At 43.4% G+C, this 22,425-nt stretch carries 19 protein-coding genes and 1 riboswitch; of the genes, 12 read left to right on the forward strand and 7 right to left on the reverse strand.

Translation table 11 applies throughout. The features are described from left to right. Positions 1-113 precede the first annotated feature (113 nt). Positions 114-1,313, reverse strand: coding sequence for a hypothetical protein (locus tag LZG73_RS22745; protein ID WP_233854818.1), 1,200 nt, complete (start codon positions 1,311-1,313; stop codon positions 114-116). Between the two features lie 148 nt (positions 1,314-1,461). On the opposite strand from LZG73_RS22745, the gene LZG73_RS22750 reads away from it, so the two are divergent. Together LZG73_RS22750 and LZG73_RS22755 are read left to right on the forward strand one after the other, a co-directional pair. Then, positions 1,462-2,007: a hypothetical protein gene (locus LZG73_RS22750; protein WP_233854819.1), complete on the forward strand. Its 546-nt coding sequence runs from the start codon at positions 1,462-1,464 to the stop codon at positions 2,005-2,007. Positions 2,008-2,101: 94 nt separating this feature from the next. After that, positions 2,102-3,211, forward strand: a complete 1,110-nt coding sequence (locus LZG73_RS22755; protein WP_233854820.1) for a hypothetical protein — start codon at positions 2,102-2,104, stop codon at positions 3,209-3,211. 171 nt (positions 3,212-3,382) lie between these two features. Here the strand turns inward: LZG73_RS22755 and LZG73_RS22760 are convergent, their stop codons facing one another. From LZG73_RS22760 to rocD, 5 genes are all read right to left on the reverse strand, one after another. Continuing rightward, positions 3,383-6,481, reverse strand: coding sequence for an SMC family ATPase (locus LZG73_RS22760; protein WP_233854821.1), 3,099 nt, complete (start codon positions 6,479-6,481; stop codon positions 3,383-3,385). A gap of 3 nt (positions 6,482-6,484) precedes the next feature. Next, positions 6,485-7,999, reverse strand: a complete 1,515-nt coding sequence (locus tag LZG73_RS22765; RefSeq protein ID WP_233854822.1) for a GH3 auxin-responsive promoter family protein — start codon at positions 7,997-7,999, stop codon at positions 6,485-6,487. Between the two features lie 110 nt (positions 8,000-8,109). After that, positions 8,110-8,364 carry a GlsB/YeaQ/YmgE family stress response membrane protein gene (locus LZG73_RS22770; protein WP_233854823.1) on the reverse strand — a complete coding sequence of 85 codons (255 nt, stop codon included), beginning with the start codon at positions 8,362-8,364 and terminating at the stop codon, positions 8,110-8,112. 61 nt (positions 8,365-8,425) lie between these two features. Next, positions 8,426-9,820 (reverse strand): S41 family peptidase, encoded by a 1,395-nt coding sequence (locus LZG73_RS22775; RefSeq protein ID WP_233854824.1) that lies wholly within the window; start codon positions 9,818-9,820, stop codon positions 8,426-8,428. A 6-nt stretch (positions 9,821-9,826) separates the two neighbouring features. Further along, a complete protein-coding gene (gene rocD, locus LZG73_RS22780) occupies positions 9,827-11,080 on the reverse strand; it encodes an ornithine--oxo-acid transaminase (RefSeq protein WP_304488739.1) in 1,254 nt (417 codons plus the stop codon). Between the two features lie 131 nt (positions 11,081-11,211). Between rocD and LZG73_RS22785 the strand changes: the two genes are divergently transcribed. From LZG73_RS22785 to LZG73_RS22810, 7 genes are all read left to right on the forward strand, one after another. After that, positions 11,212-11,445 (forward strand): addiction module protein, encoded by a 234-nt coding sequence (locus LZG73_RS22785; RefSeq protein ID WP_233854826.1) that lies wholly within the window; start codon positions 11,212-11,214, stop codon positions 11,443-11,445. Positions 11,446-11,458: 13 nt separating this feature from the next. Then, positions 11,459-11,746 (forward strand): type II toxin-antitoxin system RelE/ParE family toxin, encoded by a 288-nt coding sequence (locus LZG73_RS25715; protein WP_409014354.1) that lies wholly within the window; start codon positions 11,459-11,461, stop codon positions 11,744-11,746. A gap of 45 nt (positions 11,747-11,791) precedes the next feature. Next, positions 11,792-11,886, forward strand: a riboswitch (TPP riboswitch). Between the two features lie 40 nt (positions 11,887-11,926). Further along, entirely contained in the window at positions 11,927-14,377 is a 2,451-nt protein-coding gene (locus LZG73_RS22790; protein WP_233854828.1) for a TonB-dependent receptor, read from the forward strand. Positions 14,378-14,478: 101 nt separating this feature from the next. Then, positions 14,479-15,153 carry a DUF433 domain-containing protein gene (locus LZG73_RS22795; protein WP_233854830.1) on the forward strand — a complete coding sequence of 225 codons (675 nt, stop codon included), beginning with the start codon at positions 14,479-14,481 and terminating at the stop codon, positions 15,151-15,153. Further along, positions 15,150-15,551, forward strand: a complete 402-nt coding sequence (locus LZG73_RS22800) for a hypothetical protein (protein ID WP_233854832.1) — start codon at positions 15,150-15,152, stop codon at positions 15,549-15,551. The genes LZG73_RS22795 and LZG73_RS22800 overlap by 4 nt, the downstream gene beginning before the upstream one ends. A gap of 62 nt (positions 15,552-15,613) precedes the next feature. Then, on the forward strand, positions 15,614-16,639 hold the full coding sequence (hemE, locus tag LZG73_RS22805; protein WP_233854834.1) for a uroporphyrinogen decarboxylase: 1,026 nt from the start codon (positions 15,614-15,616) through the stop codon (positions 16,637-16,639). A 12-nt stretch (positions 16,640-16,651) separates the two neighbouring features. Beyond that, complete coding sequence (locus LZG73_RS22810) at positions 16,652-17,182, forward strand: HAD-IIIA family hydrolase (protein WP_233854836.1); 531 nt, start codon at positions 16,652-16,654, stop codon at positions 17,180-17,182. 236 nt (positions 17,183-17,418) lie between these two features. On the opposite strand, the gene LZG73_RS22815 is transcribed toward LZG73_RS22810, so the two are convergent. Continuing rightward, entirely contained in the window at positions 17,419-18,900 is a 1,482-nt protein-coding gene (locus tag LZG73_RS22815) for an arginine decarboxylase (protein ID WP_233854838.1), read from the reverse strand. A 353-nt stretch (positions 18,901-19,253) separates the two neighbouring features. Between LZG73_RS22815 and LZG73_RS22820 the strand changes: the two genes are divergently transcribed. The 3 genes from LZG73_RS22820 to LZG73_RS22830 are packed head-to-tail and all read left to right on the forward strand — an operon-like array spanning position 19,254 to position 22,424. Continuing rightward, a complete protein-coding gene (locus LZG73_RS22820) occupies positions 19,254-19,880 on the forward strand; it encodes a TetR/AcrR family transcriptional regulator (protein ID WP_233854840.1) in 627 nt (208 codons plus the stop codon). Further along, positions 19,870-21,237, forward strand: a complete 1,368-nt coding sequence (locus LZG73_RS22825) for a TolC family protein (RefSeq protein ID WP_233854842.1) — start codon at positions 19,870-19,872, stop codon at positions 21,235-21,237. The genes LZG73_RS22820 and LZG73_RS22825 overlap by 11 nt, the downstream gene beginning before the upstream one ends. 50 nt (positions 21,238-21,287) lie before the next feature. Further along, a complete protein-coding gene (locus LZG73_RS22830) occupies positions 21,288-22,424 on the forward strand; it encodes an efflux RND transporter periplasmic adaptor subunit (RefSeq protein ID WP_233854844.1) in 1,137 nt (378 codons plus the stop codon). The last annotated feature ends 1 nt before the right edge of the window (position 22,425 follow it).

Here is a 22,425-nt window from a genome sequence, read left to right on the forward strand (position 1 = left end):
TAGCGTTTGTTTTAAATAGCGTTGAGAAATGTTCTGATAATCCGTTTAGTAAGATAGAAATATTTCTTTTTGAAAATACAAACTTTTGTTTCGTCTCCACTCGAGTCCAATGTTTAGGTGAATACATTCCATGCGAAAATCCTATCGAACAGCATCAACACTTTGATTGGAAGCGGTTCCAGCCACAAGATCTTGTTATAACCCATATAAAAAACCTGCGGATGTCCCACGCAAATGAGCATTGTAAAAAAAAGAATGAGCTTCAATGACCGCATGGATGCCGTTTTATACAAAATAAAAAACGCAGCAAGGATAAACGGGAAACCGTAAGAAAGTGCCCTGTCGATATCGTGAACGTAAATTCCGGTGAGCACAAGGATTGTAAAACCAATGAAAAGCGCGGCGATCAGCCAGTAACGCTTCGTCAGAAATAATGCAAGCAATGCGGCGCCCATTAGCAGCCACGTGCCTTCAAATGCCGACCAGATGCTGCTGCCCAGCCCATTCCGATGCGCATTGGCAAACAAGACCGGCGTCCCGATCGTGGAATAACTGTGATTGGGAAAATAATTTGCCAAAACATATTCCCGCACGGCAAAATAGCAAATCCACGCGATCCACACCACAGAACTTTCACGTAACAAACCAGCTTTAATGATCGCCCGAAGGCTGAAATCGTTCTTCTCGTAAGTTTTCAGGACGATCCAGAAGAGCAGCAAATAACCACCCGCGACGACTGCGCGCTCGTCTGTAAAAAATGCGATCTGCAGGGAAATGAATGCACTAACTGGATTGCGGCTTAACAGTGCTGTTAACAAGAAAAAGTAAGCAAAACCATCGCCATAACCGTGAATGTCCGCAAATGTCCATACGCTGACGAAAATATTGGCAAGAGACAAGATAAATAAGCCGGCTAAAACTTTGTCTCCGGAGATTTTAAACACCCATTTTCCCGAATTATAAAGGAACATGACGCCGCAAATCGCCTGAGCAATGAGGATCAGAATGACATTGTGATTGGTTATATATGAAAGCAGCGGCAAAGTCCAGCGAAGGATCATATTTTCACGCCGCACATCATATTCCATGTCTTTCGGATGCAACAGATCCTGCGCCTGATTTTGAACAAAAACCCATGCATCGAGTTTGACGCCATCAGCCTGAAAATGCGAAGCCAGCAACGAATACGGAGGAAATGCAAGAAACAAGGACAACCCAACCGAAAACAAGGTGACCTTCAACAGCCAATGCTTGCCTGACAATTTTCCTTCAAACCACTGATAACAAGACGCGTAGAAATTTTCAAAAAGCATAAACCTGGAATAGGGCAAATCAATCCCAAATATACATTTTAATGTATTAATGAATTATTACCACTTGGCGGCTGCGATGCGAAGTTAATTTGCCGAGACGAATGGAAAATTCGAAATACTGTATTATTTTTGGAAAAACTGATACTATTTGAAACGACTTTTATCCATAGCACTTCTTGGCTTACTCCTGTACAATACATTTGGACTGGCAGTTGCCGTGTTATGTTTTAACAAGTCATTTGAAACCGCTTCCAAGCATGAAATTCCGTCCAAAAAGGCTGTTTTGGCTATTCCTGCTCCTTCATTGCCTTACACAACTTCCTGGGAAAATGAGGATGGAACTGCTGGTTTGATCAAGAAAGACGGCGAGTTTTACAACATTGTCCATCAGAAAATAGAGAACGATACTTTGTTTGTGACGCTGCAAGTTAATGCATCGGCGCGCGACAAGTTCGTTGAGCTAGCGGACAGTATGAATGAATTATCGGATAACGATAAAAGTAAAAAATCCTCTTCGGACCGCGCATTGAAACTGCTTCAAGATCTCGTTAAGAGCTACTTACCCATTGAAACCAGGTCCACATTCGGTTGCGAATATTACGCATTTTTAGAATCCGTTTCTTTCTGTGAGCATTTGTCGTTTCATCGGGCACCTGCACAATCCTTTGATTCTCCCCCACCTGAATTCGCTTAGTTAATCAGCAATTTTCTAAAATCAGGCTCGGCATTTCCGTCAGGAAACGTTGCTGTGACTGCATTCCATTTACCATTCTGAAAAACTAAGATCAATGAAAAAGATATCTACTATCGTTCTATTCGTGTGCCTTTGCCTCACACAAATTTCAAATAATGCATTCGCGCAAGGCTGCGTAGCAATTCGCGGCATGAGCCATGCAGGCGCAACTTCTGCCGATTTTTTTAAACAGCAAAACGGCAAATTCCAGGTCAATGCAGGTTATCGTTTTTTCAGATCGTACAAACACTTCCGTGGCGATCATGAAGAAAAAGAGCGCGTAGAACAAGGAACACAGGTTATCAATGTTGCGCATGCTTTGGATCTGGGACTTACTTATCAGCCGAATATGCGCTGGTCTATTTCCGTGACCTTGCCCGTTCAGCACAATGACCGATCGTCGTTATACGAGCATTATGGCAACGCGGTGGCGACCAATCCAGAGCAAAAACGCTTTCATACAAGCTCAAAAGGGATCGGCGATTTGAGAATTTCAACAAGTTACTGGCTAAGAGATCCATTAAAAATGCCAAAATTCAACATTGCAATCGGCGGAGGCATCAAGCTGCCTACGGGTGATAAAGCAGTGGAAGGTGAATTTCACAGGCTGGATAAAGAAGGTAATGATTATACAATTGTGAAGCCGGTTGACCAGTCGATCCAATTGGGCGACGGCGCTGTGGGCGCATTTTTGGAAACGCAGGGATATGTTTCTTTTACATCAAAAACGGCACTGTATTTCAACGGGTTTTATTTGTCAAATCCGAAAGAACATAATGGTGTAAACCGCAATCCGCAATCGCCAACAATTGATCCGATTGTCGGCTACTTTGCTGCTGTGGATCAATTTGCAGCCAGACTTGGTGTGAGCCAGGCTCTTGGCGGTGGATTTTCAGTGTTGCTTGGAGGGCGTGCAGAAGGCGTTCCTTCAAGCGACCTGATTGGCAGCAGCAAAGGTTATCGTCGTCCCGGTTATGTAATTTCGGGCGAGCCTGGCGTTGCTTACATCAAAAACAAATTTTCGGCTTCGGCGTCCGTCCCCATTGCACTTTATCGCAACCGGACCAAAAGCTATGCTGACAAGCTGGATGTGACTGGTAAAACGCACGGCGACGCTGCTTTCGCCGATTATTTGATCTCATTCAGCGTAAGTCGCTGGTTTTAACAAGACACTCTTCATTACTTGTCACATTGAGCGGACGGGGCCGCCCGGCGGTCGAAATGGCGCTACGACCGAAGGATAACTCGCTTCGACTCCGCTCAGCGTGACAAATTCCGCTCGGCGTGACAGACTCCGCTCAGCGTGACAGACTCCGCTCGGCGTGACAGTTCCCAATCACTTCCAACTCGGCGTGATGCGGCTGCCTTCTTCGGTTGCTTCAATGCTCAGATAAGTCTGGATTTCTTGCTGCAAATCTTCCACGTGGCTGATGATGCCGACAATGCGATTCTCTTTGCGAAGTGATTTTAATGTTTCAAAAACCGTTTGCAAAGCGTTCTTATCCAGCGAACCAAAACCTTCGTCTAGGAAGAAGAAATTGTGCTTGGAGCCATTTCTGATGTGAATGTGGTCTGCCAGGGCCAATGCGAGAGACAGCGCCGCCTGAAATTTCTGACCGCCTGATAATGTTTTCAGCAAACGCAAATGTCCGCCATTCAACAAATCGCGCACCCAAAAACTATTGCCATCGCCCAATTCCAAATGGAGCTGCTGATGCGTCATTTGATGGAAACGGTGATTCGCAGCCTGAATCAGATTTTGCAAATAAATGCTAGACGCATAATCCACAAAACCGCTTGAACGGAACAATTTTGCCAAATCGTCCAAATGCTCTTTGCGCAATTGCAAGCGTGCTTTCTCGGTTAGTAACGCCGCCTTCTTAGCCAAATCCTCTGCCATTTTTTTCAATAACCGGTCCAGTCCGCCTTCTTCCTTCCGGAATGTATTCAGACTTTCGGTCAAAATTTCCTTGGCTTTGATAATGGCTTCATGCCTTTCCACATCATATTGCTGGTCTGTGTTTTCCTTTAACAGATTTTCCAGATCCCGCGAAGTCGTGTCCAATGCATATTTGAATGTGTCAATAGCTTTCCGCTCGGCATCAATTTGGATGGGCCCTTGTAAAATTTCTTTTACATGATCCTCTGAGTCAAATGCAAAAGCTTTCAACTGCGCATCAACATTGGTTTGAACCGCCGCCAGATCGCGCTCGTTCGAATCCAATGTTGTTTTCAGTGTTTGCTGCGCGCCGGAAAGCACGTCTTTCTCTTTTTGAACCGCGTCCAGATTTTTTTCTGATTGTTCAAAAAGGGTCGTTATCTCTTTAAAAGAATTCTTTAATGCTGTGATTTTTTCTGAAATGCTCGCCTTTGGTTGCTCCTCAACTTCTTGCAAAATGACCTTTTGCAGTTGAGCGGTCAATGTTAAAACCGTATTTTCAAACCGCAGAATCTCATCTCTGAGGCTCTGCAAGGGCTTTTCGATCCTTTCGGTTTTCTCCTGTGTTTCCTTTTCAATGTGCACCGACAACGCCTTAATCGCCACTTCCGCTTCCTTAATCTCCGCCTGGTTTTTACTCACTGCTGCGAAATGCTGTTCAAAACCAGCTCTGTCATTTTTATCAAATTTATTCCAGACAAAAGACTTATCGTGCGTTTCCAGCTGCGTTTTTGCCTCGGCCCAGCGCTGCTTAATAGTTGCTTTCAGCTTTTCAAGATTGTCGATTTGATTGTAAATCTTTTCAATCGGCGCTTGCGAACCGCGGACTGCTTTTTCTCTTTCCGTTAACTTCAAAACCGCGTTTTCAGCAGCCTTAATCTGCTCGCTCACTGCATTATCCGCATGCAAAACGGCCGGATGATGTTCTGAGCCGCATAATGGACAAGGCTCGCCATCCACGATCGCGCCCGCATATTGGTGCAATGCGAGCTTCGTATGCAGTGAAAGCAGCGCGCGATTTTTCTCCCTTGATTCTGTTTCTGTTTTTGTCAAGAAAACATTGATAGCAGTCTGAAATGCTTCCAGTGTAGCATTATCGACAACATTAAGTCCGAAATTTGTATTAACGTCGCCAACCTTTTTATTCAAAAGCTGCTGTTGCGCATGAAGGTCCGCCTGCAATGCCTCCGCCTCTGCTTTTACCGATTGCCGTTTTTCATTCAATGCGTCACAAGCTGTAAACCAGGCTTTTACCGAGCTTAATTCCTGAATATCCGCAAGCAGATTTTTTCTCTGCTCATTCTCCGATTCTTTTTCCTGTTTTTGATCGATTAAGCGTGCAATGAAAGCTTCTTTTTCTTTCAATTGTTCGTTTCCACGCACTAATGCCTCTTTTCGTTTTGATGCGGAAGTTCGGTTATCAATGATCTGAATGACTTTTTCCAGTTCGTCTGCCGTATCCAGCAACTCCTCACGCTTCTCATACTGCGGCTGCAAACGTGTGAGCAATTCCTGCTGTTTTTCAGCCAGCTTGGTCAGTTCGTCCAGGCGAATTTTATTGCTTTCGTAGATTTTCTGCTCGCGGGCAATGCTGACATTCAGCGTATTTTTTTGATCTAAAATGGATTTAAAGTGAATGGAGCAGGTTTCAAAAATTTTTAATATGGCTTCGCGTTCCTGCATTTGCGGGCGCTGCGTTTCCAATGTTCGCAATTGATTTTGAAGCAAATGCACTTTTTCCGCTGTCAATTTTAACTTTTGAAAAACGGCTTCCAATTCGGTTTGAATGCGCAAGTCCTCATTGACTTTTTTGATTTCCAACCGCACTTCTTCGCGCCGCTTTTCCTCCGCTTCGACCATTTCGCCCGTCACTTCACCTAATCCCGTCAGCTGCCCGTCGACATGGGAAATTGCCAGGTCATTTTGTTTGATCAATGATCCGACATTCCGACTCAGGTCATACTTTTCGAGCTGGAAAAGCTCCTTCATCATCCGCGTCCGCTCGGCGTCTCTGAGCTCTATAAATTCCTGAAAACGGCCTTGCGGAATGATAATCGTCCTGCGAAAATTATCGTAACTAAGCCCGATAATGCTTTCCGCATTTTCATCTTCCGGAAGCGGAACCCAGTTTTCGTCCTGCCAAATGTATCCGCGCCGATCAAATGTTTTTACTTCCTTAAAATTCTTGCTATTCCGCTTCCCACGAACTGTAAACCTGTAACGATCTGCATTTTTTCCTGCAATGCACTCAAAATCAATCACTAACTCATCAGAGCGCAGGTTCATCATGTTGTAAGTCCGGTCATCGCCGGACTTGTTCAGCCGCTCAGTGTCGCCGTACAATGCAAATGTGATCGCTTCGAGAATGGATGATTTTCCACTTCCTACCGCACCGAAAATCCCAAATAAGGACGCATCCGTCAAAGCATTGAAATGAATTTCCTGCTCGGTCTGGTAAGAATACAGACCTTTGATTTTCAAATAGATAGGAATCATGTGCTATAAGCTTGCCAACAGATCGTCCAGATATTCCCGGCTGTTGCTTAATCTTGGAACTTTGTTTTGTCCACCCAATTTGTGAAGTTTTCCCATCCAGGCGTAGAATGTGCCGGAAGGGACAAAATGGACTTTTGGCATCAGCAATGCCATATCTTTGTAACGTTTTGCGTCGTAATCCGAATTCACTTCACGCAATGCTTCATCGAGCGAAGCAATGAAATGTTCGCGATCATCCGGCTCTTTTGTAAATTCTATAATCCATTCATGACGCCCGCGCGAGCCATCGCCCATGTAAACGGGACCGGCCGTGTAATTGACAACCAACGAATCTGTCTTTTGCGCCGCAACCTTAATCGCGTAATCGGCATTTTCAACAATAACTTCCTCGCCGAATGCATTGATAAAATGCTTTGTCCGGCCGCTTACTTTTACTCGGAACGGATAAGTTGAAGTAAATTTTACCGTATCGCCAATTAAATAACGCCATAAGCCGGCATTCGTGGAGATGACCAATGCGTAATTTTTACCAATTTCAACTTCATCTAAAAGCAATGCTTTCGGATGTGGCTTCCCAACTTCTTCAACCGGAACAAATTCGTAAAAAATGCCATAATCAAGCATTAAAAGCATTTCACCAACCCTTGTCACGTCATCCTGAATCGCGAAAAACCCCTCAGAGGCGCTGTAAGTTTCAAGATATAAAACCTGGTCGGAAGGGAAATATTTGCTCATAAACAAATCCCTGTAAGGCTCAAAAGACACTGCTCCATGCACGAAAACCTCAAAATTGGGCCAAACTTCTAGCATATGCTTCTTGCCGGTCAGTTCTAAAATCTGATCCAGCAAAACAATGGTCCAGGTGGGCACGCCCAGAATGCTCGTTACATCCTCCTGCGAACATATCGAGGCCATTTTCTCTAATTTACTTTCCCAATGATCCATTAATGCCACATCCAAGGGCGGCGTGCGCATAAACTCTGCCCAGGAAGGCAAATTTTGCATAATTACGGCTGAAACATCGCCTATTTGGGTGTAATCGTCAAATGGATTTGCATGCAATGTGCCGCCGATGGATAAGCCTTTTCCGTCAAACACCATCGTGTCGGGCCGGTTGTTGATGAGCAAAGTCATCATATCCTTTCCGCCTTCGTAATGGCATTCTTCCAATGCTTCGGGCGAAACAGGTAAAAATTTGCTGCGTGCATTAGTGGTTCCCGACGATTTTGAAAACCATTCTATCTGCGAAGGCCACATTACATTCGGCTCGCCTTTAAGGACGCGCTCGATATAAGGATAAATTTCTTCGTAAGTCGAAACGGGCACCTGATCCTGAAATTCTTTGATCGTGCGGATCTGTCCGTAATTGTATTTGCTTCCCCAATGCGTGTATCGTGCGGTCTCAATTAATTCTGAAAACACGCGCTGCTGAGTCTCAATTGGGTATTTCATAAACTGTTCAATCCTTTCGAAGCGACGCTTCAAAAACCAGACAGTCATATCGTTAACCAGCTTCATGAGTTAAATCAGTTAGGAACTTAGCATTGCAATTTGTAAAAATAGCAATAAAAAATGGTGAGAGAATAGTTTTGACACCTTCCCTCACCATGCAATTTCAATATAATCCGTTAAGATCTGGTGGCAAACTTTCTATAAATGAAGAGCAAAATTACAGCTCCCAAGATAGCAACAAAAAGACTTCCGATGTTGAAACCATCTACTGTGCCGTAACCAAGCATTGAAGAAATCCAGCCTCCCACTACGGCGCCGGCAATACCGATCAGAATTGTTACAATAAAACCGCCCGGATCTTTTCCAGGATGAATGGCTTTTGCAATTGCGCCTGCGATCAGGCCGACGATGATCCAAGTGATGATTCCCATAAGCTTCGTTTAGTTAATGTTTGTTTGTCACATCAATTAAAAAAACTATGCCCTGCGCGGCTTACTTATCGTAGAACATATTGCTCCTGCCTGCTTTTTTCTGGATTGTCGATGTAATTTCTTGACTATCTTCTTCTTGCAATGTGCGGGCATTTCTCACTTGCCGTGTTATGCGCGTCCCCGTTATTTTGAAAAGCGCTTCTCCAAGCAACGGATCTTTCGGATTGCCATAAGGGAAAAGCAAATTCCCCTCACTCACAGCAATATCGGGCGTGAAACCGACGCTGTAATCCGACTTTTTATCCTTGTTCAATGACTTGGAAACGATTGGCTGCAATCCCCATTTCACTTTCTTTTTGGAATCGGTCAACGTGACTGAGCCGACGTTTTTCCCAACGGTTTTGACGCCTACAAGTGTGACATTCATATAAGGTTTCAACCCATTGATAAGGAGCTCGCTCGCAGAAGCCGAACGCGAAGAAACCAGAAAAACGACATTATTAAGCTGTGAACCAATGTTTTGGCTTTTGCTCGCAAACTTGTCATAGAAATAAGTCTCGCCATATTTTTTCATGTTCGTCTCCGTGACTTCTGTGTTATATTCTTTGTAATAAAAAACATCATTGGAAGTCGCCCGCGCAATCAGACTTGCAAGATTTGTGGCCGAACTTACATAACCGCCCGGATTGTAACGCAGGTCAACGATCAGCTCATTGACGTTTGCATTTTTGAATTCATTAAAAATATTGTCCAGCTTCTTGTCATACAGCGCATTATTGGCTTTGAATGGCTCCGGAATGAATTGATGGTAAACCACATAGCCAATTTTGTGCGCGCCGATCGAATAAGTTGTGTCAAAGAAAACAGGATCTTCCTGCAAAACAACCGGCGTAACATCACGCTTCGTTGTTCCTTCCTCCAAAACTCCCGCTGCATTAATCGTTGCTAATGTGTAAGTCAGTTTTTCCTGTGAGTTAAGCAATTGACTGTAATTGGTGCCGGTCAGCTTTTGTCCATTTACACTGCTAAAAATGTCTCCTCTCGCAAACCCAGCCTTAGCAGCTGGCGAATCCGGAAGCACATAAAGCACCACACCGATTACATTGCTGCTGCCAGTTGGGAAGTAAGTGAGCTTATATTCCATCCCGGAAGTTTTCGATTCGCCCGCCAACGACGCTTCCAGTTCCTCAGCACTCTCCTGAATCCACGAAAAACGGTCGCCATCGGGCCGCAATGTGGCGTCATATTTGTAAAGTAATGACTCAAAAAACGAGGCTGGATCTTTGGTATAATCTGGCTGCGTGGTCATGTTATCGTTCCAGTAATACCAGTATTTCATGTTTTCGTAAATCCACTGATTGGTTTCCGTTTCGGTCACCGGATCTACATTTTTGTCTTTGCACGAAAGCACGGCTGCGCTGATGGAAAGAAGGGCCAGTAATAATTTTATTTTCATAAATCGCTAAGCGTTTTCTAGAAAAACCTGCTCTATAATGTCACAAGCCTCATTCATTTGTTTTTCATTGATGACAAGCGGAGGCGCAAAACGGATTTTATTGCCATGCGTCGGCTTGCAAAGCAGTCCTTTTTCCATCATTTTGTAACAAAGGTTCATGGCTGTGGGGCTGTCTTCCGTGTCATTGATCACGATCGCATTCAACAAACCCTTTCCTCTAACGACTTCAATCAGAGAACATTGCTTTTGCAAATCACTCATTCTACTCCTGAAAAGCTGACCCATTTTTTCAGCATTATCAGCCAGATTTTCGTCAATAACCACTTGCAAAGCTGCGATCGTAACCGCACAAGCCAAGGGATTTCCGCCATAAGTTGAACCATGTTCTCCCGGAGCGATTGTCAGCATGACTTCATCATCCGCCAAAGCAGCGGAAACAGGCATTACGCCACCGGAAAGCGCTTTTCCAAGCACCAAAATATCCGGTTTTACACCTTCCCAGTCACATGCCAAACGCTTTCCTGTGCGCCCAATGCCTGTTTGCACTTCATCCGCAATAAAAAGCACATTATATTTCGTACAAAGCTCGCGAACGCCTTTGAGATAACCTTCCTTGGGAACTACGACACCAGCCTCGCCCTGGATCGGCTCGACCATAAAACCGGCAATATTGGCATCCGATTCAAAGGCATTTTCCAAGGCTTCCAAATCGTCAAAAGGTATTATTTCAAAACCAGGCAAAAACGGTCCATAATCATTCGTGCTCGAAGGATCAGTCGATGCAGAAATGGCAGCCAGCGTCCGGCCCCAGAAGTTGCCCGAAGCGTAAATTGTTTTGGCTTTATTAGGCTCGATTCCTTTCACTTTATAAGCCCATTTCCGCGTCAGTTTCAAAGCAGTTTCCCCGCCTTCCACCCCAGAATTCATCATGAGCACTTTATCGAAACCAAAATACTCGCAAAGAAACTTCTCACATTCTCCAAGCTTATCATTATAAAAAGCCCGCGAAGTAAGCGTTAGCTTTTGCGCCTGCGCAATCATCGCATCCACAATTTTCGGATGACAATGCCCCTGACTAACAGCACTATAAGCAGACAAAAAATCTAAATACTGCTTCCCCTCCACATCCCAAACATGCACCCCCAGCCCACGTTCCAAAACCACCGGCATAGGCTTATAATTATGCGCCCCATACCGATATTCCAGCTCCATCGCCAGCTGTGAAGCATTCATTTCTATTGTGTCTGTATAGTTCGCCATTGTATATTTTCGAGCAGTTAGGTTCGTTTTTTGTGTTGTGTAAAAATAAGGAAAAGAAGACGAATGTTTATATTTGTAAAAGGCAGGATCGGCTTTCAGGTCAAATGTTTCTGAATTTAAATAAGAAGATTATGAAGCTCCAATATATTTCAGACAGCCAGGGAATTACCACGGGCGTTTACATTCCCATTACGGAATGGAACGCACTGAAAACCAAATATGCGGAAATTGAACAGGAAGAAACGGACAACATTCCACAATGGCACAAGGATGTCGTTTTGGAACGACTAGCAGACTTCAAGAAAAATCCTGAGCAAGCGCTTGACTTTGACACAGCACTAGATGAAATTGAAAAAGGTCTTTAATGTATAAAGTTCAATCCTCCCATTAGCTAGGCAAGACATTCAGGAAGCTGCAATTTGGTATAATGAGCAGCAACCAGACTTGGGAAAGCGATTTATCAAATTCATCAAAAGTAAGGTCAAAAGAATTTCCGAAAACCCGCAACTTTATCCGGTTCGTTATTATTCCGTGCGTACGGCAGTTGTTGATGTATTTCCATTCATGATTCACTTTATAGTAAACGAGTCTGATGGGACAATTTTGATAACCGCTGTGCTTCACACAAGTCAAAGCCCGGAAAAGTGGTTTCAAAGACAACAATAAATTAACAAAGCTTGAATCATCCGCTGTTCCGGCGTAGCTTTGCACTATAATCTCAAGGGGTGCCCTACCGAACGGGCTGAGATCAAACCCATATGACCTGATCCGGGTAATGCCGGCGTAGGGAGAGAAAAAGCAACCATTTGATAGGTGGCCCCTGCCTGTTGTAACCAAAAAATCGCAATGCGAAACGTTACTACCTATCTGTTTATATTCATAATCAGCACATTATCATTCCGTTCTGCGTTTGCACAACGATCCATTTCAGGCCACGTTACCGATGCGGAAGACGGAAAACCACTGCCCGGCGCAACCATTAAAGCCAGCGACATTCGCGGCACGCAAACCGACGGCTCAGGAAATTTCAGTTTGAAAAATATTTCTGAAAACATTCCAACATTAGAAATCTCATACATTGGTTATCAAACCCAAAAATTGCCTTTAACCAATGATAACCAGCTAGAAATCAAGTTAAGCAAAAGCACTTTTCAAGCCGATGAAGTGATCATTAATGCAACGCGAGCTAATGATAAATCCGCCATGGCTTATAGCACAGTGACCGCAGAAGCCATTGATAAACAAAACCTTGGACAAGATCTGCCTGTTCTGCTCAACTTCACGCCTTCGCTCGTGAGCACAAGCGATGCAGGCGCGGGCGTCGGTTATTCGGGCATCAGGATTCGCGGTTCGGATGCGACACGCATTAATGTGACGGTCAATGGCATTCCTTATAATGATGCTGAAAGTCAGGGGGTTTTTTGGGTGAATATGCCGGATTTTGCTTCTTCCGTTAGCAGCATTCAAATTCAACGCGGCGTGGGAACTTCTACGAATGGCGCTGGTGCTTTCGGAGCTTCGGTTAACATTAACACCAACGCATTCCGCAAGGAAGCTTATGCTGAGTTGAACAGCTCTTATGGCTCGTTTAACACATTCAAAAATACATTGAAAGTCGGTTCAGGGCTGATTAAGGAGAAATTTACATTTGATGCAAGACTGTCTCGCGTTTCTTCGGATGGTTATGTGGATCGGGCTTCATCGGAGCTGCATTCTTATTATTTATCTGGCGGATTCTTTGGTAAAAAGAGTTTTGTGCGGGTGAATGTGTTTTCGGGCAACGAGCGGACTTACCAATCATGGAATGGCGTTCCGGAAGCCAAGTTGCGTGGAGACCGCGAAGGTGTTTTAAGCTACATTGATCGGAATGGTTTGAGTGAAAAAGATGCGCAGAATTTGCTTGATTCGGATAATCGCACTTACAACTCTTACACATACAAAAACGAGGTTGATAATTACCGGCAAGATCATTACCAGATTGTTTCTTCGCATAATTTGAGCGATAAATGGATCTTTAACCTCAATGCATTTTTAGTTCGCGGACTTGGTTATTATGAGCAATCCAGGATGGGTGATAATTACAGCAATTATAATTTGCCCAATGTCGTGGTTGGAAAAGACACGTTGACGAGCACGGATCTAACCCGTCGCCGCTGGCTCGATAATTATTTTTATGGCTCCACTTTTTCCTTGGAATACAACAGTTTTAAAAAGCTGACTGCCAGCTTCGGCGGCGGCTATAACAAATATGACGGCGACCATTACGGGCGCATCATCTGGGCGCGCAATGCTGGAGACATTGAAAACGATCATCAATATTATCTCAGCAAAGGCATTAAAAAGGATTTCAATATTTACGGAAAGCTATATTACCAGCTCACCCCGAAGCTGAATGCTTTTGTCGATTTACAATTCAGAACCGTAAGCCACAACATTCAAGGCACTGATAACGATCAGATTGCATTGGCATTTGACCAGTCTTATTCATTTTTCAATCCAAAAGCAGGTTTAACATATCAATTAGCGGATCAAAGTTCGATTTATGCATCTTACAGTGTAGGAAATCGCGAGCCTAACCGCGATGATTTTACTTCATCAACGACAGGTTTAATCCCAAAAAGCGAGCAGTTGCAGAATGTTGAAGCTGGTTTCAAAACGCAGCGTGGGATTTGGGCTTTCTCGGCCAACTATTATCTGATGGCTTATAAAAACCAACTCGTTTTAACTGGTCAAATTAATGATGTTGGAAATTCGGTTCGCGTCAATGTTCCAAAAAGTTACCGCACCGGAATTGAGCTGGAAGGTGCCATAGCATTGAGTAAAGCTTTAAAATGGAATGTAAACGCAACATTCAGCCAAAACAAGATCAAGGATTTTACAGAATATGTTATCAACTATGACACTGGCGATTACAACACAATCAGCCACGGCAAGTCAGACATTTCTTTCTCGCCCAATGCCATAGCAGGCAGTCAGCTGACTTACATCATTAGAAAAGACCTCGAATTAGCATTGCTCAGCAAATATGTAGGCAAGCAATATTTGGACAACACATCGTCCGAAACCCGCAAGCTCGACGCCTACTTCACCAACGACGTCCGCCTTTCCTGGACGATCCGGCCAAGTTGGGCGCGTGAAATTTCCTTCAATTTACTAGTCAACAATGTGCTCGAAGAAAAATACGAATCCAACGGCTACACATACGGATATTTCGCCGGCGGCGCATTGACACAAGAGAATTTTTACTTTCCGCAAGCAGGCAGGAATTTTCTGGTTGGGGTGAATTTTAGGTTTTGATTTCGGTTTCCAAAATCTAAGTTCTTAGGTCATGGTTTTTCTGAAAATTGGTTTAAGTTTGAACATTACTTAAACCAATTTTCCACACTATTCCATAAAAGATGACTTCCGAAACACAGAACGCCTTTGGGCTAGGAACCGGACTCTACACAGTTCCCGACATTGCATCTATCCTAAACCTTCCCCAACCCAAAGTCAGAAGGTGGCTTAAAGATTACTGGAATAATCAATTCGCAGACAATGATCGATCTTTATTTTCCAGTGGTTCGGGAAACGAGTTGGTGACCAACTTTTACACATTAATTGAATTCTTTGCTTTTTATCAGCTTAGGCAAGAAGGTGTGACTACGCAAAAGATCGTTAAGGCTCACAAAGTGCTTAGTGAAACATTTGAAACAAGATATCCATTTGCCAAATCCAACATATTCACCGATGGACGCCATGTGTTGTTTGCAGGCAAAGTTGGTGAAATAATCAGGGCAGATGAGACTTTACAAATCACAATTAAAGAAATATTCGAGCCATTTTGCAGGAAAATAGATTTTAATAAAAATGACCTTGCTGAACGATTCTTCCCATTGGGAAAAGATCATAGCATTGTAATCGACCCTAAAAGGCAGTTTGGCCAGCCTGTTATTGGCAACACAAATATTCTTTCCGAGAGTGTATTTAATTTATTCCGTGGCGGTGAGTCCATTGAAGTAATTCAACGACTGTATGAATTGACGAAAGCGCAGGTGAATGATGCCATTTTCTATCACCAGCACGCGGCATGACAAGAATTTACATTGACGAAAACATCTCTCCACATATTGCCGCAGGATTAGACATTTTAGAAAAGCCGCTAGGATCTAACTTTGAAGTTGTGTCGATAATCACCGTCTTTGGTAAAGGCGCTCTGGATGAAGATTGGCTGCCAAAAATTGGTGCTGAAAGAGCCGTGGTAATCACACAGGACTTAAACATCCACAGGACTAAGAGTCAACGACGGCTTTTTGAAGAGCATCAAGTCGGCGTTTTTTTCCTAAGTCCGCCCTCTAAGAACGGATATCAATACTGGGAAATGGTTGAACAAATCATTAGACGCTGGCAGGAAATCAAAAAGCTTTGCAAAGAGCAGCGACCATTTGCATTTCGTTGCACATCCAGAAGCAACAACTTTGAACGCTTGTAATCAATACACTTTTCTTGACTAATGACCGTGCGACCTTACCGCTTTCTCCCTAACTTTGCCCTATGGAATTGAAAAATGATCTTTTGCTTCGGGCGGCGCGTGGGGAGAAAACGGAACGTACTCCCGTTTGGATGATGCGGCAGGCTGGCCGGATTTTGGCTGAATATAGAGCGGTTCGTGCACAGGCTGGAAGTTTTATAAAGTTGGCGACAACGCCGGAAATGGCTGCTGAGGTTACATTGCAACCTGTTGATTTGCTGGGTGTTGATGCGGCCATTATATTTTCAGACATTCTGGTGATTCCGGAAGCGATGGGGTTGCCTTATGAAATGGTGGAAAAAAGTGGGCCGATTTTTCCGGCAACAGTTCATACGATTCAAGACCTTGATAAACTGCACATTGCGGAGCCGGAAACGGATTTGAAATATGTTTTGGACGCGATTAAGCTGACCAAGACGGGGTTAGCAGGACGTGTGCCATTGATTGGATTTGCGGGAGCGCCTTTTACTATTTTCTGTTACATGACGGAAGGCAAGGGCTCAAAGACATTCTCTGTCGCAAAAAAGCATCTTTACGCCGATCCCGAATTCTCCCATTTGTTACTCCAAAAAATAACGGATAGCACTATTGCTTACTTGAAAGCGCAAGTTGTTGCCGGGGCAAACCTTGTTCAAATATTCGATTCCTGGGCTGGGATTCTGTCGCCTGAGCAATACAACACGTTTTCTTTGCCTTATATCAAACAGATTTGCGACGCCATTGACGAAGTGCCAGTGACTGTTTTTGCCAAAGGTGCTTTCTTTGCTCGCAAAGCCATTTCAGAGCTGAGCTGCTCAGTTGTGGGCTTGGATTGGAATATGGACATTGCGGAATCACGTGAGTTAATTCCTACCAAAACATTGCAAGGAAATCTTGACCCTTGCGTGCTATACGCTTCATATGACCAAATCCGGAAAGAGGTGAAAAACATGGTGCAGCAATTCGGCACACAGCGTTACATTGCCAATTTAGGCCATGGCGTTTATCCGGACACAGATCCTGATAAAGTGCGTTGTTTCATCGAATCCGTTAAAGAATTTTCTTCCTAGTCACTCCTTATTATGGCTTTATCCAAAACAAAATGCGTATTCCTCGACCGCGACGGAGTGCTGAATGAGGATTGCCCGGATTACTTATACGAACTGGAAAAACTGGTGATTCCCGATGGTGTGCCGGAAGCACTTAAAGCATTAAAAGAAGCAGGTTTCTTGCTAATCGTAGTGACGAACCAGGCTGGGATTGCGAAAGGACTTTACTCGGCTGATCATGTTTATGCGATCCATAAAGCTATGCAGCAAGTGTCTGATAACGCTTTGGATGACTTGTATTTTTCACCTTATCATCCAAGCGTTTCAGGCGTTTCGCTTTCGCGGAAACCTGGTTCGCTAATGCTTGAAAAAGCAATTGCGAAATATGATATTGATGTGGAGCAATCCTGGATGATCGGGGATCGCGACCGGGATATGGAGGCTGGTAAAAATGCAGGAGTAAGAACAATTCAGATTGTTCCTGAAACAGAAGCTTCAACAGGCGATTTTGCTGCGGTCAGTTTGTTCGAAGCAGCTAAAATCATCCTTGGTAATAAAATTTAGACTCTTTCAGCAGGCACTGGCTGAGTTACTTTATGTGTAGAACCGTAAGCTGGGCAGGCGTGTTTCGTGCAAGATGCAAACGCCAATGAACCGCAAATCGTAAGGAGCAGTAATGTCTTTTTCATTTTTCCTGTTTGTGTAAAATTTGTCACCGCAAAAATATAAAAAATAATTCTTTGAATGAGTGTTTCAGTTTGACTAATAACGAACTCATTCAAAGAACTTTATATCAATGGTCAGATTTTTGTGTCTGCCAACTCTTCCTCTTCTTCAATCGGCTGCATTTCCGTTCCGACATTCTTTTCTGGAACAACAAACGATTCTTCTTTAAAACCTAAGATTTTAAGCATCGAATCGCTATTCTGCTCTTCAGCGAAGACACGCGTAATAATTTTGCCATCTTCATCCTTGTCGACTAAAACGTGCTTCGGAGCCGGAATAAGGCAATGTTGAATGCCGCCATAACCGCCCAGAGATTCCTGGTAAGCGCCTGTGTGGAAAAATCCAATGTATTGCTTTTCCGAATCTTCTTCAAAAATCGGCATATACAAATCTGCGCTGTGCATTTCGCTGTTATAAAAATCCTGCGAATCGCATGTTAACCCACCAAGGTTCACCTTTTGGTAAGGACTGTCCCAGTTATTGATCGGCAGCATGATGTATTTCTGGTTCATGCCCCACGAATCCGGCAACTGCGTAATAAACGAGCCGTTGATCATATACCAAAGCTCCTTATCATTTTGAAGCTTTTTGTCAATGATTTCATAAATCACCGCGCCACTTTCGCCGACTGTGTAACTTCCAAATTCCGTAAAAATGTGCGGAACAGGAACATTGTTTTTATTACAGATCCACTGAATATTTTCAATGATCTCGTCGATCATTTGCTGGTAATCATAGCCTGCCTGCAAAGAGGTTTGGATCGGTAACCCGCCGCCAATGTCGATGGAATCAAGTTCAGGACAAATTTTCTGCATTTCGCAGTATTTGAACATAAACCTTGTCAACTCACTCCAATAATAAGCACTGTCTTTAATGCCCGTATTAATGAAGAAATGCAGCATTTTGAGCTTGAAACGCGGATTAGATTCAATCTTTTCCTTATAAAGCTGCTGCACATCATTGTAACGAATGCCCAGACGTGAGGTGTAAAACGCAAAGTTCGGCTCTTCGTCCGTTGCAATGCGCATTCCAAAATTCACTGTATCCGCAGTAACCTGCTGCTCGTAAGATTCGATCTCTTTCAGGTTATCCAAAATCGGAACAACATTAAATCCTTCGTTGATCAATTCGCTGAGATATTGCGTGTAACGTGGCAATTTATAACCATTTGCCAAAATATATGTGCTTTTGGTTACTTTGCCGCGACGATACAATTCACGAATGATGGGGATATCAAATGACGAAGAAGTTTCAAGATGTATATTGTGCTTCAAAGCTTCTTCCAGCACAAAGCTGAAATGGGAAGACTTCGTGCAATAGCAATAAGTATAACTTCCTTTGTAATTATGTCTTTTGAATGCATTCCGAAAAAACATATTTGCATTTTCGATATGCTCCCCGATTTTTGGCAGATAATTTATTTTTAACGGCGTACCATGTTCTTTGATGATATCCATCAGTGGTACATTGTTGAACAGCAACTCATTATTGTCGACATTAAATTCCATTGTAGGAAACTCAAACGTCTGCTGAATCAGGTCAATGTAGCTTTTCATTGATTTGTTTGTCGCGATAGCAATTAGTGAATTGGAAGTAAATACTAAGACAAAAGACCGGAAAATTGGTCAGAATATGTGTCATTTCCAAACATCATTTACATCTAAATCATTCCCGTAACCAAGTGATTTATCTCCCGATTTCCCAAGTTCATACCCCAAATTATCCGTTTAATAAATTTTTGATTGTCCTGAACCGCAATGCGTCTCTACATTTGGAAGCGTTCGGCTTGCGTGCTTTGGATCTTCATTTCGTAACCATCTGAACAATAGTGCCTACCGACTGTCAGAAAACTTTAAACATTTTGAAAGTTTTCATAGTTTTTTTCGATTGAATATTTCAAATTTGCTTTGTGAAAGAGCGAATTATAAAATCTGCCCTAAATCTGTTTTGGCGCTATGGAATCAAGAGCGTTACCATGGATGATATTGCCAAAGATCTGGGGATTTCGAAGCGAACCATTTACCAGCATTATTCAGACAAGGAAGCCATTCTCGCATTGGTGATCCAGAATCAAATAATGGACCAAAAGTGCGAAATGGAGAAACTGGAAGAGAAAGCTGCCAATCCCATTGAACAAATGATGTACGCGTCGGCGCAAATGCGGGATACGCTTTCAACTATGAACCCTGTGTTGCTATACGATCTGAAAAAATACTATCCGTTGGCCTGGGAGCAATTTGAAACCTATAAACATGATTTTTTGCTTAAAAGCATTCGCGAAAATCTGACAACCGGCATTGAACAAGGGCTTTACAGACCTGATATAGACGTGGCTGTGCTTGCCTTACTCCGTATAGAACAGATCGTTATGGCTTTTGACCCGACCATTTTTCCGCAGAAAAAATTTAATATGATGCATACGCAGATGCAGTTTCTGCTACATTTTTTAAGAGGGGTTTTATCAGAAAAAGGATTTGAATATTACAACACCATAAAAGACAGATCAGCAATTGAAATCAACACCCATGAAAAATGAACAAATAATACGCCGCAGCCTGATGCTGCTGGCAATCTTACTCAGCTTCGGGCCTCTCCGCGCGCAGGACGGGAGTTTCTCCCTGGAACAAGCCGTAGATTATGCAGTCAAGCACAATTTGAATATTAAAAATGCGCAACTCGACGCACTTTCGGCAGAGGCGCGCATTGGGGAAATCAGGGCGGCTGGTTTGCCACAATTGAGTGCAGCTGTTTCAGTGACCAACAACATTATTATCCCAAGATTTTTCCTTCCAGCTAATGCTTTCGACCCAAGTGCTCCGGCAGATGCACCGCCTGCTGCGGTTGAATTCGGGATTCCGTGGCAAGGTTCGGCGTCTGCGAATTTGAACCAGCTCATTTTTAGCGGTTCTTATTTTATTGGTCTAAAAGCTGCTGCAACTTATCGTGAGTTGGCACAAAAATCGACCACCTCATCTAAAATATCTGTTGCAGAGGCAGTTACAAAAGCTTATTACTCTGCACAAGTGGCGGAAGAACGAGCCAAGTTGCTTGACCTCAACATTGCCCGCGTGGACTCGCTCATGCGCGAAACGAAAATAATGAATGAAAGTGGCTTCGTAGAGTTGCTGGATGTAAATCGGATCGAAGTCCAAATTAATAACCTGCAAACCGAACGCCAGAAAGTGCAGAATCTCATTGAACTCAGCTATGCTTTGTTGAAGTTTCAAATGGGAATGCCTGCTAATGAGCCAATTAAGTTGACCGACGATATCAATGCTGTGAATGTCGATGCACTCAAAGCAGCGTCTGCCAGTGGCGACCTGAGCTACGAAAACCGCATTGAATATTCTTTGCTGAACACCCAGGAAAGATTGGCCGGCCTTGATTTGCGCAATGTTCGCAGTGGATATCTGCCCAGTTTGTCGGCTTCTGTGGGATATGGATATAATGCTGGTTATGACAAATTTTCACAGCTGTTTACCGATAATTGGTATAATAACATGGTGTTAACCGTAAACCTTAACATTCCAATTTTTGATGGTTTTTCAAAAAGATATCAAATCAACCAGAAAAAAATTGCGATCGACCAGGTTAAGAACAACCAGACATTGCTGAAACAGTCGATTGATCTGGAAAACAACCAGGCGAGCATTAACATCAAAAATGCATTTGCAACACTGGAAACCCAGAATCGCAACCTGACACTGGCCCAGGAAATTGTTCGCGTTTCGAAAATCAAATACAAAGAAGGCGTCGGCTCGAACATTGAGGTTATTAATGCAGAATCATCATTAAAAGAAGCGCAAACCAATTATTTCACAGCGCTTTATGACCTCATGATCGCCAAAGTCGATTTGAGCAGAGCCAGAGGAGAACTTTATACTGAAAAATAAGCATCACATTAACACTGAAACAAAATTTGAAACTGCTACTTACCTATATCATGAAAAGAAATTTTTTAATCATAACAGCTATGACCATCCTCCTTGCAGCATGCGGCGGGGATGAAAAGAAAGACGGCGTGGCAGCAAAAAAAGAAGAGCTGGCCAAGTTGAAAGCGGAACGTGCGGAAAACGAGAAAAAGATCAAGGCTCTTGAAATTGAAATCACAAAACTTGATCCGAACAAAGCTGCCGAAGCGAAGGTAAAACCGGTGAGCGTTGACACATTAAATGCGGAAACATTCCGCCATTACGTGGAATTGCAGGGAACGGTGGACGCCAAAAACAATGTCATGGTTACGCCAAAATCGGGCGGCGCGGTGGTTGCAATGAATGTTCGCGAAGGCGATTATGTGAAGGCAGGGACGGTGATCGGCAAAATTGACAACAGCATTCTGATGGAATCCATTGAAGAGCTGAAAACGCAAATGTCACTTGCTAACACCCTTTACGAGAAGCAGAAAAACCTTTGGGACCAAAAAATCGGAACGGAGCTGCAATATCTTCAAGCGAAGAACAATAAAGAATCTTTGGAAAGAAGACTTAGCACATTGAACACGCAATTGTCGCAAACGAACATTGTTTCGCCAATGGCGGGTGTTGTGGATATGGTGAATGTGAAAGTGGGCGAAATGGCTTCTCCGGGTGTGGGCGTTGTTCGGATCGTGAATTTGAGCAATCTGAAAGTAATTGCAAAGGTGTCTGACACTTATGCTGCAAGCGTTAAAAAAGGCGATGAAGTGATTGTCAAATTTCCTGATTTGAAAAAGGAATACAAGGCAAGAATCACATTCGTGAGCACAGCGGTTGATCCATTGTCACGCACATTCTCGATTGAAGCCAACCTTCCGACAAGCAAGGACATTAAGCCAAATATGATGGCACAAGTGCAAATTAATGACGCCATTAGCAAAAACGCATTGGCGATTGATCAAAACTTTGTCCAAAGCACAGAAAAAGGGAACGTTGTATATGTAGCTGTAACCGAGGGAAATAAAAAAATTGCGAAAGCCAAAGAAGTGAAAACCGGATTGAGCTACAACGGAAAAGTAGAGATTCTTTCGGGACTTGCAGCTGGCGACCAGCTCATTACATTGGGTTACCAAGAAGTCTCCGACGGTCAACCAATTAGTTTTTGAA

Origin of the sequence: Dyadobacter sp. CY326 (assembly GCF_021390515.1) — a bacterium.
GTDB lineage: Bacteria > Bacteroidota > Bacteroidia > Cytophagales > Spirosomataceae > Dyadobacter.

Bases quoted from the DNA above. Each gene is read 5' to 3' on its own strand.
- LZG73_RS22745 (WP_233854818.1), bottom strand. From the start codon at position 1,313: ATGCTTTTTGAAAATTTCTACGCGTCTTGTTATCAGTGGTTTGAAGGA.
- LZG73_RS22755 (WP_233854820.1), top strand. From the start codon at position 2,102: ATGAAAAAGATATCTACTATCGTTCTATTCGTGTGCCTTTGCCTCACA.
- LZG73_RS22760 (WP_233854821.1), bottom strand. From the start codon at position 6,481: ATGATTCCTATCTATTTGAAAATCAAAGGTCTGTATTCTTACCAGACC.
- LZG73_RS22765 (WP_233854822.1), bottom strand. From the start codon at position 7,999: ATGAAGCTGGTTAACGATATGACTGTCTGGTTTTTGAAGCGTCGCTTC.
- LZG73_RS22770 (WP_233854823.1), bottom strand. From the start codon at position 8,364: ATGGGAATCATCACTTGGATCATCGTCGGCCTGATCGCAGGCGCAATT.
- LZG73_RS22775 (WP_233854824.1), bottom strand. From the start codon at position 9,820: ATGAAAATAAAATTATTACTGGCCCTTCTTTCCATCAGCGCAGCCGTG.
- rocD (WP_304488739.1), bottom strand. From the start codon at position 11,080: ATGGCGAACTATACAGACACAATAGAAATGAATGCTTCACAGCTGGCG.
- LZG73_RS22785 (WP_233854826.1), top strand. From the start codon at position 11,212: ATGAAGCTCCAATATATTTCAGACAGCCAGGGAATTACCACGGGCGTT.
- LZG73_RS22790 (WP_233854828.1), top strand. From the start codon at position 11,927: ATGCGAAACGTTACTACCTATCTGTTTATATTCATAATCAGCACATTA.
- LZG73_RS22795 (WP_233854830.1), top strand. From the start codon at position 14,479: ATGACTTCCGAAACACAGAACGCCTTTGGGCTAGGAACCGGACTCTAC.
- LZG73_RS22800 (WP_233854832.1), top strand. From the start codon at position 15,150: ATGACAAGAATTTACATTGACGAAAACATCTCTCCACATATTGCCGCA.
- hemE (WP_233854834.1), top strand. From the start codon at position 15,614: ATGGAATTGAAAAATGATCTTTTGCTTCGGGCGGCGCGTGGGGAGAAA.
- LZG73_RS22810 (WP_233854836.1), top strand. From the start codon at position 16,652: ATGGCTTTATCCAAAACAAAATGCGTATTCCTCGACCGCGACGGAGTG.
- LZG73_RS22815 (WP_233854838.1), bottom strand. From the start codon at position 18,900: ATGAAAAGCTACATTGACCTGATTCAGCAGACGTTTGAGTTTCCTACA.
- LZG73_RS22825 (WP_233854842.1), top strand. From the start codon at position 19,870: ATGAAAAATGAACAAATAATACGCCGCAGCCTGATGCTGCTGGCAATC.
- LZG73_RS22830 (WP_233854844.1), top strand. From the start codon at position 21,288: ATGAAAAGAAATTTTTTAATCATAACAGCTATGACCATCCTCCTTGCA.